The following is an 18,510-nucleotide window of genomic DNA, read 5'->3' as shown; positions in this document are numbered from 1 at the left end:
AAGCAGGGGTTCCGTGCTCCCCTGCCTGCTTGTCGTTCGAATGCATTTGGAACGGCTTATTCGTCGATTAGGTTTTGAGAGAGCAGCTCATCGTGCATTTTCTTCACGGCTTCCGCGGCATCCATTTGGCCGGACATCGCTTTGAGCGCGTAATTCTTGACGATCTTCTCCGCATCGGGCCAGCCTGGCAGCGATAATTCGAGCGTTGCGTTCTTCGTTACGAGATCTTGCGCTTCCTGAACGCCTGGTAGCTTGCCGAATGGATATTTTACATTCTGGTTGTACCAGAACGGCACCCCGTGATCCATATTGTGCTCTGTGCCGGTCGGCGTCAATTTGTAAACGTCGCCTTCCTTGGTATAATCCTCGCCTTCGATGCCGAGGCTTCCGAGCGTAATGCCCGGTTCCGTATGCCAGAACTCGAGGAATTTCTTCGCAGCATCCGGATGTTCGGCGTTAGCCGGAATGATCCAGAAATCCGGGTCTCCGCGGCGCATCAGCATGGTGCCGTCCGCGCCAGGAATACTTTCGAGCGCTTTCGCTTGGAATTTCGTGTTCGGATCCGCTTGTTTACGCGTGTTGTTGAACATACCGACCCAAGCATCCCAGTATGTGACCATACCGACGCGGTCAGAGAGGAACAGATTGCGCATTTTGCCCGTGTCGTTCGTTACGAAGTTCGGATCCATGATGCCTTCCTTCACGAGTTTCGCAAACCATTCGTACATCGGAACGGCTGCTTCCGTTGCATACGGAATCGTGCGCTTGCCGTCCTTCATCACATAATGCGCCTTCAGACCGGCCGCGCTCATGAAGCCTTGAATATCGTAGAGATCGGACGTGCTGAGGCCGTACGTATCGTTCTTGCCGTTGCCGTCGGGGTCCTTCTCCTTAAATGCCTTGAGGACGTTGTAATACTCATCCAGCGTTTTAGGCTCCTTCAAGCCGAGCTTGTCGAGCCAGTCCTTGCGCACGATCGGCATCGTTCCGCCTTGGAACTTGCTGAACACGGCGACGATTTTGCCGTCCTTGTCCTTCAGTTGATCCCATTCGGCCGTCGGGATGACCGCCGGATCGGATAACACGTTGGAACCGGTGACGAAATCGGTCATATCCGTGACGACGCCCTGATCCACGAAGGTAGCCAGCTTGCCCAGGTCGCTAAGTTCAATCAGATCGTATTTCTCGCCGGAGCCAAGCGCAGTCAGCACCTTTTGGTCGTAGTCGCTTGCCGGTTTCTCGATAGAAGCGTCTATGCCCGTCAGGCGTTTGAGCTCCGCCTCGAACTTCGCGTTCTCTTCCGGCGTCTTGCCGCCTACGTTAGCGTCGAGAATGCGAAGCTTCATGTCCGCCGCAGGCGTTTCGGCCGGGGCATTGGCACCGGCGTTTGCGCTATTGCCTGCCGGCGCGTTCGTATTTGCCGCGTCATTCGTTCCGTTCTCCGTACCACAGCCGGTCAGCAGCATCGTACTTGCGACGGCAACCGTCGACATCGTCATCCATACTTTTTTCATTCGTTGAAACCTCCTGAATATAATCATGATTTGGCATTCGGATCGGAGCGACTAAACGACTGTCAACCTGCACGAAAGATTAATTAAAGAGATATAGAAAGGAACGGCTGCCTGATTAGCCGCGCGCGCCCGGAGCCGCACAGGAGCCGCGAATAACGAGCTCCGTCGGGACAAGCACGCGTTTGGCGCTTTTCTGATCCGCGTTTAGCTGTTCGAGCAGCAGCTTCAGCGCTTCGACGCCTAACCGATCGGCATGGAGCCGAACGCCGGTAAGCGGCGGAGAGAACTCCGGCGAGAGCACAGTGTCGTCGCTGAACGCGAAGACCGACAGCTGCTCTGGAATGCGCAGCCCCAACTGCTCCGCCGCCTTGTAGACGCCGAGCGCCATCATATCCGTATCGGCGATGACCGCCGTAATGTCCGGCGAAGCCGTCAGCTTGGCGAGCGCCGACTCGTAGCCGAAAGCATGCGCCGACTCGCCTTTCAGCGGCTTGTGCAGCAGCAGATCGGGCTTCGGCTGCAAGCCCGCTTGCTTGAACGCGCTCCTAAATCCTTCTCCGCGGTCTCCCGACACGGTTCTCGAGATCGGCGCGTTCAGAAACAGAATTTCCGTATGCCCCAGTGCGATTAAGTAGCGGGTGACTTGAGCAGCCATCCCGACATTATCGTTATCGACGTAGCTGACCTGCGCTTCATAAGGCTCCGGCGGGCGGCCGATAATGACGATGGGCATGCCGCTCTGAAGCCGATCCTCAATCCTGCCGTCCGATGCGATGGGGTCTAATAGGATTTCGCCATCCACCGGGTCCGAGGAAATGTTCTCGACTTGACTGAGATAAGCAGGCGACAGGGCATTGACCAGAAGGCGGTAGCCGTTCTCGTAACAGACGCGCAAAACTCCGTTAAGCAAGGAGTGATGAAACTGACCGAATTCAAGCGATTCGCCCCGAATATTCAATCCGAGTATGCGGCTGGAACGGCTCACAAGGCTTCTAGCCCAGTAATTCGGTTTGTAGTGCAGCGACTTGGCCGCAGCAAGCACGCGTTCGGTAACTTCTTTGCTGATGGGCCTTTTCTTGCTGAATACGCTCGAAACCGTGCCCTTGGATACGCCAGATGCCTTCGCGACGTCGTCGATGGTTGACAAGAATTGTTGAACCTCGCTTTCTCCCATGATGATCCGGTGTGGGAACGGTACCGGACCCGATAACAAGCTTAAACCGGTTTTGTAAATTCCGTTTCAATTTCATGATTAGTTATTGTAAAAGCCGTAATTTTCTCTTATAGTCTCATTTCACAGTAGTTATATAAGAAAAATTACCCATTAATTAGGAATAAAGTATCATTAAACCGCTTTAATGAAATTTTATCTTTCATACTGAAATCACATTGCTGCAGCAGCCTTCGTATCTGCTTGAGTTACTGTAAGTGGCGCTGCTATGCGTAATTTTTGCCGCAAACGCAAAAGAAGCCCTGAATGACGGCAGCCATTCAGGGCACTTTTTACTGATTCGTATAAACGCGCCCTAAAGCGCAACGCAAGCTGTCCTTTTATTCTTGGATTTACAACAGCGCCACAATATCCTTCTCAATCTTCTCCGGGGTATTCTTCGGGGCATACCGTTGGATGACCTGCCCTCTCCGGTCGACGAGGAATTTCGTGAAGTTCCACTTCACGCTACGCGTCCCGAGGATTCCTGGCTTAGCGTGTGTAAGATAATCGAATAGCGGGTGAATTCCTCTGCCCCTCACCTCGATTTTGGCATGCAAAGGGAACGTGACGCCGTGATTCAGTTGGCAATATTCCGAGATTGCAGCTTCATCTTTATACTCTTGATTGGCAAACTGGCTACTCGGAAACCCAAGCACGACGAATCCCTTATCCCTGTACCGATCATATAGCTGCTGCAACCCGGTATATTGCGGAGTAAAGCCGCATTTGCTCGCCGTATTGACGATGAGGATCACTTGGCCTTTGTAAGTGGACAAATTCTGCTTTCCCCCCCGAATTGTCCGTACTTCGATGTCATAGATGGACATGGCGAACGCCTCCTATAGTAGCCCTCTTGACGCTGAGCGTCTGGGAACTTTATCCCTATAGTTCAACGGTGGTTTCGAACTATCCTTCCCGTTCGTATTATTAAAAACCGTGCTACAACAAAACCCTGACAAAATGAAAGAACCCTTGCTTCGCAAGAGTTCAAGGATCGCCATGATGCCACATACCTACCTAGACTTAAAGGCTGTTACGTACGGATGATTTCGTTATTGAAATAATGGAATGATCAATGCAATCACACCTAGAATGGTCGTCCACCACGCGATTCCCTTTTTAGGGTTAGCAAAGCAAACGATCCCTAGGATAACCGCAATCCCTCCCAACCAGAAAGGTGCATAGAAAAACCCGATTACGGCCAATACAATACCGATCCAACCAAGCCATTTTGCTGCGGTTTCATTCATCTTCAACATCTCCATTATATTAGATTGTATATTCAAGTTGTTAGCTACGATTTAAACAAGGTAGGTATGTCGCATCATGGCAACCCTCTGTAAAACCATTCATTTCACCGCACAGGCGTTTGACCGGTAGCCATGCAAATGAGTCCAAGGATAACGGCTATGCTGCCCATCCAGGAAGTAGCAAAGAAACAACCAACAATAGCCAACACGATGGCAATCCAATTAAGCCATTTTCTTGTCATTTCGCTCATGTGCAGCATCTCCTCTTTTCGTTTTCGGAGCTGAAGGCCGCGATTTTGAAGCTTTAGCCGTTTTTTTTTCATTTCATGAAGAACGAATCGATGAGCAGCAATATTCGATTGCCATCTCCGATCTCATATACAATCTCCCTCAATTAATCGACTTCGTGTTGATTAGTCGTCACACAGTTTATTATAATGAGATGGCGGATAAATTCAATGATCAAGATTCTCTTAAAAGTCGATTATCCGACACACGGAATAAAGAAGTCCATTAAATTAGAAATTAGTTAACTTAGAGGTGGAAGAACATGCCGGACAAGACAGATCCTAGAATAATAAGAACGAAGCTGTTGCTTAGAGATGCCTTGATTGACTTATTGGAGGAAAAAGGATTAGAAGCTATAACCATCCGGGATTTGATGCAGCAGGCCGGCTTGCATCGGAGTACATTTTATTTACACTACCGCGATAAATACGATTTGCTGGAACTGAGTAAAGAGGATATGCTCAATGAGATTCTAGGAATCCTTAATGTCATTGACCCTATTCAACTCATGAAGCATGCCGTACGTAACGAGCCTTATCCGGTTTTCCTGAAATTGTTCGATTTCTTTAACTTGCATGCCGTATTTTTCAAAGTTCTTTTAGGACCTAAAGGCGATCCGGCTTATCCCATTCAAATCAGACGAATTATGGAAAAGTTTATCTATAATAAGTTGTCCCTCATTCAGCCCGAACAGAATACAATGCCGCGCGAGTACATTATTGCTTATTTGGCATCTGCGAATTTAGGTGTCATTCAGCACTGGTTAGAACACAGCATGCAGATTTCTTCTCGAGAAATGGCTTTGTTGATAACCCGCATGAGCACCTTCGGTCCGTTGCAGACCTTCGGACTTAAAGAGGAGGAGTAAATTTAATCTCTGACTTAACTATCACTCTTGACCCTATTAATCTGCGGCGGTTGGATTTCCCCGTACCCCAACTCAAAAACACCACACTGGAAATGACACTACCGTTTTTTTGCTGACATCGACACTTGGATTGAACATGGACGCCGCTTCATATTATGCATTTTTCCCATCGTACTAACAAATACTGAATACGCGAAAAACGCTATAGGAGTGAATGAACATCAATGCGTAATTTCAGAGTACAATCCGAGGGAATTATCGAAACTACCAGTAGAGGCGTTGAAGTGTTGAGAACCCCTCAAATTAATCAAGGGGTAGCATTTACTTCCGAAGTGCGGCGCGAACTGGGAATACGAGGGTTACTCCCTCCAACCGTTCTTACCATTGAACAGCAAGCTGAACGGGCTTATCAACAGTACTCTAACCAGTCCACCAATGTGTTGAAAAATGTTTATTTATTGGCTCTTCGCGACAGGAACGAGGTGCTCTATTATCGACTGATTTCCGATCATTTAAGTGAAATGCTGCCCATTATCTATACGCCGACCATTGGTGAAGCGATTGCGAAGTACAGCCAGCTGTACCGCCGTCCCGTTGGCGTTTATCTTTCCATCGATGACCCGAACGGTATTGAAGAAGCCTTCGTCAACTTAGGTGTTCTAGCAGATGACATTGACCTCATAGTAGCCACTGACGGTGAACGTATCTTGGGTATCGGTGACTGGGGGGTAGGCGGGATTGATATTGCGTTAGGAAAACTGACGGTTTATACGGTCGCAGGCGGTATCCACCCTTTCCGAGTGATCCCCGTTATTCTGGATGTGGGTACGAACCGTGAGGAATTGTTGAAAGACCCGCTATATATCGGCAATCGTCATCCACGAATTACTGGTGAATCGTATGATGCATTCATCGATCAATATGTTCGTACCGCAAAGAAGATGTTCCCTAATGCCCTTCTGCATTGGGAAGACTTTGCCCAGCCCAATGCCAGACCTATCCTTGAAAGATATAAGAACCAGATCTGCACTTTTAATGACGACATACAAGGTACTGGTGCGATTTCACTGGCGGTTGTGTTGTCGTCTGTGCGTGCATCGGGCATTCCTTTATTGGAGCATCGGATCGTCATATTTGGAGGAGGCACTGCAGGAATCGGGGTTGCTGAACAAATCCGTGATGAATTCGTACGAGGAGGATTATCCCAAGAGGAGGCGAACAACCGATTTTGGGTAATTGACCGACCGGGTTTGCTGCTTCAGACGATTGAAGGCATGCTGGATTTTCAAAAGCCATTTGCTCGCCCATCCAATGAAGTCGAGAGATGGAATAAAGATAACGAGGGAAAAATAAGCCTGCTAGAAGTGGTAAAGCAAATTCACCCCACCATTCTAATTGGGACCTCTACAGTCGGAGGAGCGTTTACGGAGGAAATTGTCAAAGCAATGGCTGCTCATGTAACCCACCCCATCATTTTGCCACTCTCCAATCCTAATGCCAAGTCCGAAGCGAAGCCATCCGATCTCATTGAATGGACGGACGGGAACGCTTTGTTTGCTACAGGCAGTCCATTTGAACCCGTGACTTATAAAGGGATTACGTACAGCATTGGACAAGCAAATAACGCTTTTGTTTTCCCTGGAATTGGACTTGGTACGATTGTGTCGAGAGCAGAGAGAGTGACCGACAGCATGTTGGTTGCTGCTGCAAAAGCTGTGGCGGAAATGGTAACCATGAATGTGCCCGGAGCATCGTTGCTTCCTAATGTTAATGATCTGCGGCAAATTTCCGAAGCCGTTGCGGTTGAAGTTGTTAAGGCAGCTTTACTTGAAGGAGTTGCAAAAGCACAACTCGATAATATTGAACAAGCCGTATTTGAATCAATGTGGCAGCCAACCTATGCCCGAATTATGCGGATATGATTCGCTCCCGACTGTTCGGTAGATGAGTCAATGCATTTATTTCATCTATTTTTCCTCTGAGGAGTCACGAGAATCAGCGGTTGCTGATAGGGCAGCCAAACAGCATTAATGAGAAAGACCATCAAGTATCAAGTACCCTGATGGTCTTTCTCAATATGTTGCACTACTAATTAATGATTAGTTATCAACAGTACGATCATAGATCCTGCCTGCTCCATGCGGCGTTACCCTTTGACTGCCCCTTCCGTAATGCCTTGAATAATCCAACGCTGGAAGAAAGCGAAGATCAGGACGATCGGAATCGACGAGAGAATCAGCGATGCAAGAATGAGCGCCCAGTCCCGGCTGTATTTGCCGAAGAACATGTTAATCGTTAGAACGAGCGTGTATTGGCGGTAATCGTTCAAGAGCAGCACCGGCAGCAGGAAGTCGTTCCACAGCCAGAGCAGATTCAGCACAACTATTGTGAAAGTGATGGGCACGAGCAACGGGAAAATGATCAGGAAGAACCCTCTCCACTCGCCGCAGCCGTCCATGCTCGCGGATTCGTCCAGCTCCCGGGGGATGCCCTTGACGAAACCGTGATAGAGGAAAATCGCCATATTAACGCCGAGCCCCGCGCAGACGACCCCGAGTCCGAAAGGCGAGCCCTGTAATCCAAGATCGCGGGCCATTCGAGTTAACGTAATCATGATCGTCTGAAACGGAATGAGCATGGACGCGACGAACATCATGAAGATCCAGCTGCTCAGCCGGCTTCGCGTGCGGGAAAGCTTATAGCCAGCCAGGGAGCTACATACAACGATGCCGACAATGCCCGTTACGGTCACGATGACGGTATTCCATCCGCTTCGGAGCATGTTCGCTTTCTTGAATGCTTCGGTGTAATTATTGAATTTCAAAGTAGACGGCAAGCCCAGCACGGAGTTGTATACCTCTCCCTCCGTCTTGAAGGAATTGACGATGGCCATGTATATCGGAAAGAGGAAGTAGACCGCCAGCACGGCGAGCACGACCCAGGCCGCAACGGTATAAACGCGTCTGCTCATGCTTCCACCTCTCGCTTCTTCATCATCGATACTTGGATCATGGTGATGACGAGAATGATCAGAAACAGGATGATCGCCTTGGCGCTGGCATAGCCATACCGGTTGTTGCCTTGGTACGCTTCCTCGAGAATGTTCATCGTGATGACCTGCGTGCCCCGCCCCGGACCTCCGCCGGTCAAGGCATAGACAAGATCGTACACCTTGAACGAGCTATTCAAGGTCAGAAAGATGCAGATAGTCAGCGCGTGGGCGATCAGCGGCAACGTGATGTACCGTAGCATCTGGAAAGGTGTTGCCCCGTCGATGATCGCCGCTTCCTTCAAGTGTGATGGAATTCCCTGGATTGCCGACATGTAAATCAGCATCAGCGTGCCGACCCCGCCCCATAAAGACACGAGCAGTATCGACCAGAACGACACCTGGGGATCGCCGAGCCAAGACAGATTGAGGAACTCGAACACGGCGTACTCGGATAGGGCCGGAATAACCTTCGAGAAGACGAATACCCACATAAACGTACTGATGATGACGCTGAGCATGTTCGGCATGAAGAAGATCGTCCGGAACAGCCCTTTGGCCCGCGTACGGGATTCGATGAGCATCGCCAGCAGCAGGGCGAGCACGTTCTGGAAGACGACCGAGAAGATCACGTACTTGGCAGTAAACCAGATTGCCGAACGGAAGTAGCGGTCGTCCCGCAGCGCCTCGACGAAATTATGAATGCCGACGAAGTTGTAGGTCATATTCAGTCCGTTCCAATCCGTTAAGCTGTAGTACGAACCTTGGAACATCGGTACGACCAGAAAAAGCAGATAAAGCACGAAGGCGGGCAGCACGAACAATACGAGCGAAAAGGTCGCTTTGTAGCGTCGGCTCGTCATGATTGCGTTCACTCCTTAGGGAAGACATATCCCGCTCCCGCTTGCACCCAAAAGGAGCCTTGCGGAAACAGGATACGCTCGTTTTGATCCGGATCCGGGTTACTTGGCGGCTGCCGCGTTGGCTTCCTTCCATGCCTTGTCCAATTGCTTGATGACGTCTTCTTTGGACAGCTTCTTGTCGAAGTAGGATTGCAGCGCTTTGCCCGACTCGTCTTTAACCGCGGATGGAATCGCAGGGTCCCTGTAGGATTGGCCTTTGTTCACGTAAACGGCGGCGTCTTCTACCCAAGGGTAAGGCTTGAAGGTATGGTTCTTGGAAACAGGGTTAAATTTCAGGCTTTGGTACAGGTCGTTAGACGCTTGGTCGTCGAGGATAAAATTGAGCAGGTCGATCGCGACTTCCTTGTTTTTGCTGTTCGGCGGCACGGACAGGGCCGTAGACACCGATACGTTGATGCGCAGCGAAGCCGGGTCGTCGTTGATCGGCAGCGGCGCGACGCCGAAATCCGCCTTGTCGTTCATTTTCAAGATGCTGTCCGCGTCCCAGGTGCCTTGCACCCACATCGCCGCTTTGCCGTTCGCGAAGTCGGCCGCGCCGTCGTCATTGCCTTTCTCGAACGCGCGGTCCGTGCCGTTCGCGTTGACAAGATCGATAATATCAAATATTTCCTTAATGTCTGTGAAACTGCCTTGGTCATTGTTCATTTTATCCAAGAAGTCCGGGTGGCTGCTGTTGACGAGGCCGCCTACCGTCAGCGGCAGGAACAATTGCGGAATCCAGCTTTCCTTGTAGCTGAGCAGGAACGGCGTCACCTTGTTGTCCTTCAGCTTCTGCACCACCGCTTTCATTTCGGTCAGCGTATTAGGCGGCGTGATACCGAGATCGCCAAAGATCTTCTTGTTGTACAGGTAGCCCCAGGACAAGCTTTCCATAGGTACCGCAACGACTTTGCCGTCGATGGAGACGAGGTCCTTTATGCCGTCGATCAGCTTGCCCGCGAGCGGCTGGTCGGACAAGTCTGTCAGGTAGCCGGCCTTGTAGAACGTAGGTATATCATTACCGGCATGCAGGCTGAATACATCGGGCACGTCGCCAGTGGCGAGACGGGTTTTCAGGATCTGCGCGGCGTTGTCCGCGCCCGGATATTCAGAGTTGAACGTGACTTCAATGTTTTTCTCGGCTTTCTCTTTCTCCGCGAATTTCTCGAAGTAACCGTCGAACTGCTCGCGGAAACGATCTAGGCCGCCCAGGAAGATCTTCAGCTCGACTTTCTTCGGCGCTGCCGAAGGTTTGTTATCGGCCGCCGTATTTGCAGGCGCATCGTTCGCTCCGCTTCCTTGCGTATTTTCGGCGCCTCCGTTATTCGCGTTTCCTCCTCCGGAGCAGGCAGCTGTTAGCCCCAGCATTGTAACCGCTGTCAAGATTAAGATCGTTTTCTTCATTTCAAGACCTCCCTAAGTTTTGATAACCTTACGTCATGAGTATAACGGGAGGCAGCACCCTTGGCATTGGACCGCATTTGCGTGTTTTTATGGACGATATTGATATTAGGCATTTTGACCGACGCGTAGTTCAACCTGGCCAGCCCATTCGAAGTCACTGCTCCGCCGATTCCTTTCTCGCCTGCGCGGGCGTGATGCCCGTAACTTTCTTGAAAATGCGGTGGAAATAGGTCAGGTCGGAATACCCGACGGCTTCTGCCGCGCTTTTGATCGATACGGAGGACTGCAGCAGCCGGTTTGCCTCTTCTACCCGCTTCGTAACGATGTAGTCCATGACCGTCGAGCCCGTTGCCTGTTTGAATGTCCGCGACAGATGCTCCTTACTGACGAAGTAGAGGCCCGCGATCGACTCCAGCGTAATCGGCTCCGCGAACGAACGGTTGATAAACTGGCGGATATGCTCGATATCGATGCGCTGCTTGCTTCGGCGCAGTTGAATCGTCTGCTCCAACACCGCTCCGTATGAGGAGCGGAGCATGTCGATCCACTGCTCGAGCGGCGTGAAGTCGGTCACGTAGAACGATGCTGCCTTCTTCGGAAGCGCCGTGGCGGAATCGATGTCGGCTTTCGCCATCAGTTCGTCCAGCAGCAGCATGAAATGCTTATACAGTAAATGATGCAGCCCCGGTGCGGTGTTCGCCTGCGATCGCAGCAGTGTTTCGAGCGCGTCGAACGACTCGCGGACGGCCTCGGCCAGAAGCTCCTGAAACTGCCGCGATATCTGCTCCTTATATTCGGTCACCACGCTCATGACGTCCTTGTCCATGGGCTGCGCGGCATGAAGTCCCCGCACGATCCGCAGCTCTGACGCAGCCTTCTCCAGCGCTCGGTTCAACTCATCCGCCTGCACGGGCTTCAGAATATATTCATCCACCTTGGAGAGGATAGCTTGCTTCGTGTACGCGAAATCGTCGAAGCCGCTGATAACGATTTTCCGGATGAAGGGATAATCCTCCGTCAGCTTCTTCAGCAACTCCGCACCGTCCATTCCGCGCATGCGCATGTCTGTGATGACGATGTCCGGATGAATCTCGTCGATGATCCGCAGTCCGCTTAATCCTTCTTCCGCTTCTTCGACCTGTTCGATCCCGAAGCGCTCCCAATCCGCGAGCCGCTTGATGCTATCGCGCGTCCAGAATTCATCGTCGATGATAACCGCTTTCATGTCGTCCCCCCTCTTCTTGCGCGGGAATGAGCAGCTTCACCGTCGTTCCCGCATTCAACTCACTTGAGATGAACAGCCCGTATTCGTCGCCGAACAGCAGCTTGATTCGCGCGTTGACGTTGCTCATGCCGAGGCCCTCTCCGTTCTCCTGCCCGTCCGCGGGCTCGCTAAGCCGACGGCGAATCTCGGCCAGACGCGCTTCTTCGATGCCCGTGCCGTTGTCGGCGATGTCGATTTCTATCTCATCCAGCACCCGCTCCATCCGAATGGATATCGTCCAAGTATCCATTTTCCCCTCCAGGCCGTGAAAGAAGCAGTTCTCTACGATCGGCTGAAGCGAGAACTTCGGAATTTTGCAGCCAAGACATTCCTCGTCCGCGTCGATTCGAACCTCAATCATGCTTTGGAAGCGCAGCTTCTGAATTTGCAGGTAGTTCCGGGCATGCTCCAGCTCATCCGCGATCGTGACCAGGTCGGATTTCATTCGGATCGTATAGCGGAACAGATCACTAATCGCGCGAACATGGTCATTGATCTCCGGCACATTCCGGGACAGCGCGATGCCTCCGATCGCCTGAAGCGCGTTATGCAGAAAATGAGGATTGATCTGCGCCTGCATCGCCTTCACCTGGGCTGTCCGTTTCTCAATCGTAGCCTTGTACTCCGTTTGGATCAACTCCTTTATCCGGCTGAGCATGGAGTTGAACCGGCGCTCCAGTGTGCCAATCTCATCGCTTCTCGGCTCCCGGAGGTCCACCTCGAAGTTCTGGATTTCGACCGCCTTCATCGACTGCGTCAGACGGATGATTGGACGCGTCGTAATGTACGCGATGAGCACTGAAGCGACAATTGCCACGATCGCGAACGCCAGCGCCGTGATCAGACTGAAATTCAGCGTCGAGGACGCTCCCTTGGTCACGTATGCAATCGGAATAAATTTCACGACCCAGACTTGGCCCGACACGCTCGGCTGATAGAATAGGAAGCCCCGCTTCGATTCCGTATAGCCTTGTCCATCCGGTTCGGCCAGTATTGCCTTCATCGTCGCCGAATCAATTGTGATCCGCTCGGAATACGGATTGTACATTACGTTGCCGTCCGCATCCACTACGAACACCTCGCTGTTCGACTCCGAGCGTACCATGTCGAGCACGCTGTTCATCATTTTCCACCGTACCTCGAGCCTAACGCCCCCGAGCACCTCCCGGTCTGGGAACCGGTTCATGCTCCGCACGATGGAGAAGGTGTTCTGCCCGTTGTTCAGCAGCAAATTCAAGCTCTCGTGGGAGCGTCCGATAGCCCCCCAGTCCACCTGCGGCGTCTTCAGCTTATCGGTCGAGATCCCCGCATCCTTGTCGACGACATAGAGGCGATTTTGGGATTTCAGATACAGCGCGACCTGCGCGATATTCTTGTTGTTGGCGCTATATAATGACTTTAGCTTGTCGATTGTATATTGGTTCACGAACGACGGTGTGCCTACACTCTGAATTGCTCCGCCGTTCGCGTTCGGAAACAGCGTGCTATCCAGAAGAAGCGAATAAGACACCGCCTGCAATTGATCGAATTTCTCGTCGAAATATTTGGCCGCCCATTCCATCCTGGATTCGTTCGACCGGATGACCTCCGAAGCGAGCGAATGCTTCGTCGTCTTCGTCGCAAACAGCGTAACTAGCGACAGCGGCAACACCGCGATCAGCACCATGAGCAGCATCAGCTTGTACCGCAGGCTGATTTGGAACGGGCTGATAATTCTTCGCAAAGCATTCCTGGCCCACTTGAACAATGGCATCCCCTCTTGTACGCATGATAGCATCCATAGTCAGTTTGACGTCTACCGGGCTAGGTTGTCAACGCATTCATAATCACGGAATTGTTTCTGGAATTAACAAAGAAATGGCGTGCCGATAAGCATGCCATTTCGCTTTGCGTTAAAAGTTTCTTGATATAGAACTAAAGCCCTTGCAGTGGATGGGACTATACGTATCCAGGTGCACCGGTGTATCGAGATGTCCGAGAGTATACATTACAGAATGATATCCGCAACTACTCACGATTGTTGCCGCCTAAGGCTTCAGCGGTACGTCCGTCCTTTAATTCGATATAAACGTTGACCATCCCGTTCTTATTTGCTTAAGGGCCTAATAATATGTCATGATATTCGGATTCAGAGGGGGATTCGTATGAAAGCGGCCAATTGGAAAAGGTTCTTTATTTTCGAATCTCGTGCTTCAAAAGTCAAAAGAGCTTTCCCTCAGCATTCTAGATATAAAGCGAGGACGATTAGACCAAACCACGTCAACCAAGCACAGTTAGATCAGAGCGTAAAAGACTTTTATGACATTTGGAAATCTAAGTATCTTAATCAAGATCCGGCAGTGAACGATCAATATTACGTTTATTTTAACCTAGAAGGGCAGGCCGAACCGAACAACTCCGCATCCACGTCGGAAAGCCATGGGCACGGAATGCTTCTGACCGCTTATCTGGCCGGCTATGATCCAAATGCCCGGGAGTATTTCGATGGCCTTTTCCGATTTTACAAAGCACATCCTAGCTCCAATAATCCCCTGTTAATGGCTTGGAAGCAGGTTAAAGACGCCAGTGGAAACATCGTAGATGCAGAAGGCAGTGATTCCGCCACTGACGGCGATATGGACATTGCTTTTTCCCTTTTATTGGCTTATAACCAGTGGGGAAACCGGGGATCGATCAAATATTTAAACGAAGCCAAAAAAATGATTGCTGCCATCTTGAATGATGACGTAAACCAGCGGAGATGGTTTTTAAAGCTGGGGGACTGGGTAAAACCGGATACCCCCAAATATAACGGAGGAACACGCCCCTCCGACTTTATGATCGAGCATCTGAAAGCGTTTCAGATCGCAACGGATAATGCCAAGTGGGGCTGGGTCGTGGATAAAACGTACTCTATAACGAGGCGGCTATTTAATGATTTTAGTCCTAAAACAGGCTTATTGCCAGATTTTGCCGTAAAACATAACGGCGACTTTGCACCCGCTCCTCCTAATTTTTTGGAAGGGCCTTATGACGGTGATTACTATATGAACGCTTGCAGGACAACTTGGCGCATCCCTTTGGATTATTTGTTGACGGGAGATAGAAGAGCCTTTGCTCAATTCTCGCAGCTGAACAATTGGATCAAAAGCAAAACCGGTAGCGATCCTGGAAAAATTCGCGCAGGCTATTATTTGAATGGCAATGATTTGCGGACAGAATTCAATAATCATCTGGCCTTCGTGTCTCCTTTTGCCGTAAGCGCAATGATCCATGCCGGTAATCAGGAGTGGCTTAATAAGCTTTGGACGCATATGGTAAATGCCAGCTTCGATGACAACGATTATTACGGCAATACGATCAGGACACTTTGCATGTTAGTCGCGTCCGGTAATTGGTGGTCGCCAGTACATTAAAAAACAGCTTTTACAGGCTCCGCATCCACTGGCACTTTGATGATTGCCACACTATTCATATGTTACCGTCAGGATCTGCAAACGTTATGTTTGGTCCGCTTGTTACCCGTGCCACGTTAGTTACTCTCCTTGCTATTCTGCTTTTCACATTCATAACTAAAAAAGGCGACGGAATCCCATTTCCCGGCGCTTTCTTATTTTCACTTTGCGGTGCGCACGTGGCTCGAAAATTTGTATCCATTCTTTAAGTGTGTGTGTTGTGTTTGTTTCGTTGTTTTGTTTTGTCATTTTCCATAAATCCTTAGAGAATAAGTACAGCAAACCCGCACTTATAGTGCACTCTTATTCCATAAATCATTAGAAACATAATTTATGAAGTTCGTAACTAAATGGATATTCCCGAATTCTTTAGATAAAAAATGAAAGCTCTCTGCCCTCGTATGCATGTTATGTATATTAATTCATTCATGAGTGAGATCCGGAAATACGACCAAGGAGTATAAGGGGTTTTCTTAAAGCAATAATTAAACAATAAAAACCCGATCAGCATTGGCTGATCGGGTTTGATGACAAATCAAAATACTTTAAACCAATATTATTATTGCATGCTTATAAATTCACAAATATAACTTTAGTCTACTCAAACAAACATATTAATTAGTTATTTAAATAGGTTCAAATATTACAATTAATAATTCTGCTTAATTTCTAACCCTTGAATAAATTAATCTGCAAATTATCAGTTACTGCTTGGCTTCGTTATTACAATCTACGGTATAAATTCATTGTACTTTCGCCGTAATCTACAGCATCAAGTACGAACATGCTTGGCCCATTTTGCCCATCATCAAAATTAATTTAAGCAGTCTTAGTTTTTTTATCAATACTAGTAGAGTAACTTACCTTACTAGATGCGATAAATAACTTTAACATCAGTTCTTGCACTACTTTCTCATCAATCTCTTCTGTTTTTACCTCCATAAAAATATCTCTTTATATATTTTTATAAGCATCATGTCCACAAACAAAAGTTAACTTTTATACATTTCGCTTCTTCACGACAATTACATGCTTGCCGGCAGTTTCAATTCGAATCGCTGAGCCGCCGTCCGCCGTTGTCGCCGGCTCAACCGGAGTTTCGTCAAGCATTACAGCTTCATCCACGGCAACAGGTACATCCAACTCAACCGACCATCCCGCTTGCTTGAGTTCGAATGAGTAAGTTTGAACGGATTCCGTATGGCTAATCGCCCAGTCGAGCACGTTGTGTAGCTTGCCAAGTCCCAAATTCACGTTCTTCACGCTTATCTCATTCCACTCTTTCGGCAAGCGCGGACGCAGCTTAAGCGTACGACGGTATGCCTCAGGCTGAATGCCGAACATGCCGGTCAGCATCGGCCATGCGATGCCGTATACCGTCCAAGCTTGAACAAAGCATCCGTAATCCGGAGACATTTCCGAGATCGAGCCCGGAAGCCGCTTGTTGAACGTTGAAGCAATCAAGCGGACATAGCGAAGCGACTCATCCATCCGATCATACTGCGCTTCTGCTACAGCCTGTACGCCAGTCGAGATTGTCATCATTTGATCCTGATACAGGCCGGATAAGTAGGTGCCCCAAGGTCCTGTGAATTCGTCCGAACCCATACGGTCCAGCGCCTGAATTGCCTTTTCGCGAGGAGCGAGTCCCGTCTCCATCGGCGTGTTGATGACCCAGTTCTTGAACAGCCACGGCTGCTCGCTCGCCGGATCCAGCTCCTGCATCTCTTCCTTCATCGCCTGCATGCTGGTCACGGCGCGTTCCGCTCCCATGCTGCGGGCGCGCTCGATATAGATATCAATGCGGCTCATGACCTTGCTGACCGATGCCATCGCATCGGCGTAGAGCCCCTCTTTCTCCAACCACAGCTTCTGATTGATAGTATCGCCAAGGCGCTCAGCTAACGATCTATATTCAACCGCCTGCTCCTGCTCTCCAAGCAGCAAGGCAATATGCGTACCTGCGCGCAATGCGGACCATGTATATACGGCGGAATCGATCAACTCTACGTTTAGCCCTTCAATCTCGATAATACCATAGCCTTCGGGCAGCAAATCGTTATCCGGATCCATCTCCCCTAACAGCCATGACAGACCTTTCTTGACGCTCGGATACATGCTCTGGAGGAATTGAATGTCGCCGGTCCACCCGAACACATCCCATACGCATTTTATAAAATGCGCTGTTTCCTGCGTATTGCCCGAATTCGCGACAAGTCCGCTTGTGGAGAGCTCGTGAATAATCCGTCCGTTTCCATTCGTTTCTTCAGAGATCCGCCGGATCAACTCTAGCGTCTCCTGCGCCATGTCGAGTCCGCCAAGCGGCAGAATTCCCAGCAGCGTGTAGCTGTTGTCGCAGCCGAACCACCACGGGTATTCCGGATGTCCAGCCCCCATTCCGCGGCCAATCTCCGGGACATCGCGCACGAACCAGTCGTTATGAAACTTCACCCAGTTAAACACCTTCTGCAAGTGTTGATCAGGGATAGAAATGACCGTTTGCGCTGCAATCTCTTCATATCGTGCGCGCTTGTTAGCCCACAGCTCATAATAGTTGGATGCCAGCTTCATATAGGTAAGCAGGGCCGATTCTTCGGATGAATAGGAACCTGCGATGAAGAAACGAATGACCGTCTCACCGCCAGCCGGAACAGCAATCTCATCGTAGGTCAGTTCCCCGCTGATTCCTTTGCCTGCGGTCCAGTGAGGGCCGAATAACTCGCGACCGACTTCTCCTTTGCAGCACGCGCGATCTGCACCGACGACTACGTGCCATGGCTGGCCGGCATCTTTAGCAAGGAAGAGCCCCTTCTCCCGATCGATACGCCCTTCGTCAAAGCTGTCCTCAACTCCCTTGCCTTCCGAGAACCACACTGGGCTCAAATCCGTTCTTGCAAGGAAGTCGAGGCGGAGGCTTCTTGGCTTGCCGCTCGTATCCAGCAGTTTATAGGAAATAACGAAGCCCTCGGCATCATCCGGGCAGAACTGGCTGCGCTCTACTTCAAGCTGAAGCGAACGCAGAGAGTAACGGTGTGCGTTATGAAATGGATAATTGTGAAAAGAGTCCGATTCCGTTAGCCACTTTCCGTCAATGGCATCTTCCGAACCGCTATTGGCAACACGAAGCCAGAAGCCGTCGAGCAGCTTAATGGGATGCAGCCACAGGCCGCCCATTTCAAGCTTAACGTGATGGCCAAAGTCCGGAAACCCGCCGTTTTGACTTCCGATCATATAGGTCCGGTTACCAGGTGTAATATAGAGATCCTTCCAGGATAATCCGCTTGTTTCTCGCGACTCGTGATAAACCTCCAATATTGGCCCCGCACTCAGTGATGTAGCCACCTCTTGCCTGTTCATAGACTTGTCTCCTCCTTTGGTAACGGA

Annotated in this window: 14 protein-coding genes; 3 read left to right on the top strand and 11 right to left on the bottom strand. The window is 50.1% G+C overall.

Going from position 1 to position 18,510, the window contains the following annotated elements; translation table 11 throughout:
• Positions 1–56: 56 nt before the first annotated feature.
• The 5 genes from AC50Y3_RS13345 to AC50Y3_RS13325 all read right to left on the bottom strand — a co-directional run bounded on the left by AC50Y3_RS13345 (position 57) and on the right by AC50Y3_RS13325 (position 4,228).
• Entirely contained in the window at positions 57–1,514 is a 1,458-nt protein-coding gene (locus AC50Y3_RS13345) for an extracellular solute-binding protein (protein WP_494819190.1), read from the bottom strand.
• A gap of 115 nt (positions 1,515–1,629) precedes the next feature.
• Positions 1,630–2,661 (bottom strand): LacI family DNA-binding transcriptional regulator, encoded by a 1,032-nt coding sequence (locus tag AC50Y3_RS13340; RefSeq protein ID WP_494819189.1) that lies wholly within the window; start codon positions 2,659–2,661, stop codon positions 1,630–1,632.
• A 416-nt stretch (positions 2,662–3,077) separates the two neighbouring features.
• Entirely contained in the window at positions 3,078–3,554 is a 477-nt protein-coding gene (locus AC50Y3_RS13335; protein WP_494819188.1) for a glutathione peroxidase, read from the bottom strand.
• Positions 3,555–3,779: 225 nt separating this feature from the next.
• Positions 3,780–3,977: a hypothetical protein gene (locus AC50Y3_RS13330; protein ID WP_494819187.1), complete on the bottom strand. Its 198-nt coding sequence runs from the start codon at positions 3,975–3,977 to the stop codon at positions 3,780–3,782.
• A gap of 104 nt (positions 3,978–4,081) precedes the next feature.
• Positions 4,082–4,228 carry a hypothetical protein gene (locus AC50Y3_RS13325; protein WP_494819186.1) on the bottom strand — a complete coding sequence of 49 codons (147 nt, stop codon included), beginning with the start codon at positions 4,226–4,228 and terminating at the stop codon, positions 4,082–4,084.
• A 299-nt stretch (positions 4,229–4,527) separates the two neighbouring features.
• Between AC50Y3_RS13325 and AC50Y3_RS13320 the strand changes: the two genes are divergently transcribed.
• Positions 4,528–5,133, top strand: coding sequence for a TetR/AcrR family transcriptional regulator (locus tag AC50Y3_RS13320; RefSeq protein ID WP_494819185.1), 606 nt, complete (start codon positions 4,528–4,530; stop codon positions 5,131–5,133).
• Between the two features lie 224 nt (positions 5,134–5,357).
• Positions 5,358–7,055 carry an NAD-dependent malic enzyme gene (locus AC50Y3_RS13315; protein ID WP_494819184.1) on the top strand — a complete coding sequence of 566 codons (1,698 nt, stop codon included), beginning with the start codon at positions 5,358–5,360 and terminating at the stop codon, positions 7,053–7,055.
• A 224-nt stretch (positions 7,056–7,279) separates the two neighbouring features.
• Here AC50Y3_RS13315 and AC50Y3_RS13310 read toward each other — a convergent pair whose 3' ends face one another.
• From AC50Y3_RS13310 to AC50Y3_RS13290, 5 genes are all read right to left on the bottom strand, one after another.
• Complete coding sequence (locus AC50Y3_RS13310) at positions 7,280–8,104, bottom strand: carbohydrate ABC transporter permease (protein WP_494819183.1); 825 nt, start codon at positions 8,102–8,104, stop codon at positions 7,280–7,282.
• Positions 8,101–8,985: a carbohydrate ABC transporter permease gene (locus AC50Y3_RS13305; RefSeq protein WP_494819182.1), complete on the bottom strand. Its 885-nt coding sequence runs from the start codon at positions 8,983–8,985 to the stop codon at positions 8,101–8,103. The genes AC50Y3_RS13310 and AC50Y3_RS13305 overlap by 4 nt, the downstream gene beginning before the upstream one ends.
• Positions 8,986–9,084: 99 nt before the next feature.
• On the bottom strand, positions 9,085–10,428 hold the full coding sequence (locus tag AC50Y3_RS13300; RefSeq protein WP_494819181.1) for an ABC transporter substrate-binding protein: 1,344 nt from the start codon (positions 10,426–10,428) through the stop codon (positions 9,085–9,087).
• 154 nt (positions 10,429–10,582) lie between these two features.
• On the bottom strand, positions 10,583–11,653 hold the full coding sequence (locus tag AC50Y3_RS13295; protein ID WP_494819180.1) for a helix-turn-helix domain-containing protein: 1,071 nt from the start codon (positions 11,651–11,653) through the stop codon (positions 10,583–10,585).
• Complete coding sequence (locus AC50Y3_RS13290; protein WP_494819179.1) at positions 11,628–13,439, bottom strand: cache domain-containing sensor histidine kinase; 1,812 nt, start codon at positions 13,437–13,439, stop codon at positions 11,628–11,630. The genes AC50Y3_RS13295 and AC50Y3_RS13290 overlap by 26 nt, the downstream gene beginning before the upstream one ends.
• 397 nt (positions 13,440–13,836) lie before the next feature.
• On the opposite strand from AC50Y3_RS13290, the gene AC50Y3_RS13285 reads away from it, so the two are divergent.
• A complete protein-coding gene (locus tag AC50Y3_RS13285) occupies positions 13,837–15,087 on the top strand; it encodes a family 8 glycosyl hydrolase (RefSeq protein ID WP_494819178.1) in 1,251 nt (416 codons plus the stop codon).
• A gap of 1,038 nt (positions 15,088–16,125) precedes the next feature.
• On the opposite strand, the gene AC50Y3_RS13280 is transcribed toward AC50Y3_RS13285, so the two are convergent.
• The gene (locus tag AC50Y3_RS13280) at positions 16,126–18,483 is read right to left on the bottom strand and encodes an alpha-L-rhamnosidase-related protein (protein ID WP_494819177.1); all 2,358 of its coding nucleotides are present in this window, start codon (positions 18,481–18,483) and stop codon (positions 16,126–16,128) included.
• Positions 18,484–18,510 lie beyond the last annotated feature (27 nt).

Source organism: Paenibacillus sp. J22R98 (genome assembly GCF_059383835.1).
The sequence above is the reverse complement of the archived record's forward strand: the minus strand, read 5'-3'. Positions and strand labels throughout refer to the sequence as shown.

Excerpts from the sequence above, each read along its gene's own strand:
- AC50Y3_RS13305 (WP_494819182.1), bottom strand. The coding sequence starts at position 8,985 with ATGACGAGCCGACGCTACAAAGCGACCTTTTCGCTCGTATTGTTCGTG.
- AC50Y3_RS13345 (WP_494819190.1), bottom strand. The coding sequence starts at position 1,514 with ATGAAAAAAGTATGGATGACGATGTCGACGGTTGCCGTCGCAAGTACG.
- AC50Y3_RS13325 (WP_494819186.1), bottom strand. The coding sequence starts at position 4,228 with ATGAGCGAAATGACAAGAAAATGGCTTAATTGGATTGCCATCGTGTTG.
- AC50Y3_RS13280 (WP_494819177.1), bottom strand. The coding sequence starts at position 18,483 with ATGAACAGGCAAGAGGTGGCTACATCACTGAGTGCGGGGCCAATATTG.
- AC50Y3_RS13320 (WP_494819185.1), top strand. The coding sequence starts at position 4,528 with ATGCCGGACAAGACAGATCCTAGAATAATAAGAACGAAGCTGTTGCTT.
- AC50Y3_RS13295 (WP_494819180.1), bottom strand. The coding sequence starts at position 11,653 with ATGAAAGCGGTTATCATCGACGATGAATTCTGGACGCGCGATAGCATC.
- AC50Y3_RS13335 (WP_494819188.1), bottom strand. The coding sequence starts at position 3,554 with ATGTCCATCTATGACATCGAAGTACGGACAATTCGGGGGGGAAAGCAG.
- AC50Y3_RS13330 (WP_494819187.1), bottom strand. The coding sequence starts at position 3,977 with ATGAATGAAACCGCAGCAAAATGGCTTGGTTGGATCGGTATTGTATTG.
- AC50Y3_RS13315 (WP_494819184.1), top strand. The coding sequence starts at position 5,358 with ATGCGTAATTTCAGAGTACAATCCGAGGGAATTATCGAAACTACCAGT.
- AC50Y3_RS13310 (WP_494819183.1), bottom strand. The coding sequence starts at position 8,104 with ATGAGCAGACGCGTTTATACCGTTGCGGCCTGGGTCGTGCTCGCCGTG.
- AC50Y3_RS13285 (WP_494819178.1), top strand. The coding sequence starts at position 13,837 with ATGAAAGCGGCCAATTGGAAAAGGTTCTTTATTTTCGAATCTCGTGCT.
- AC50Y3_RS13300 (WP_494819181.1), bottom strand. The coding sequence starts at position 10,428 with ATGAAGAAAACGATCTTAATCTTGACAGCGGTTACAATGCTGGGGCTA.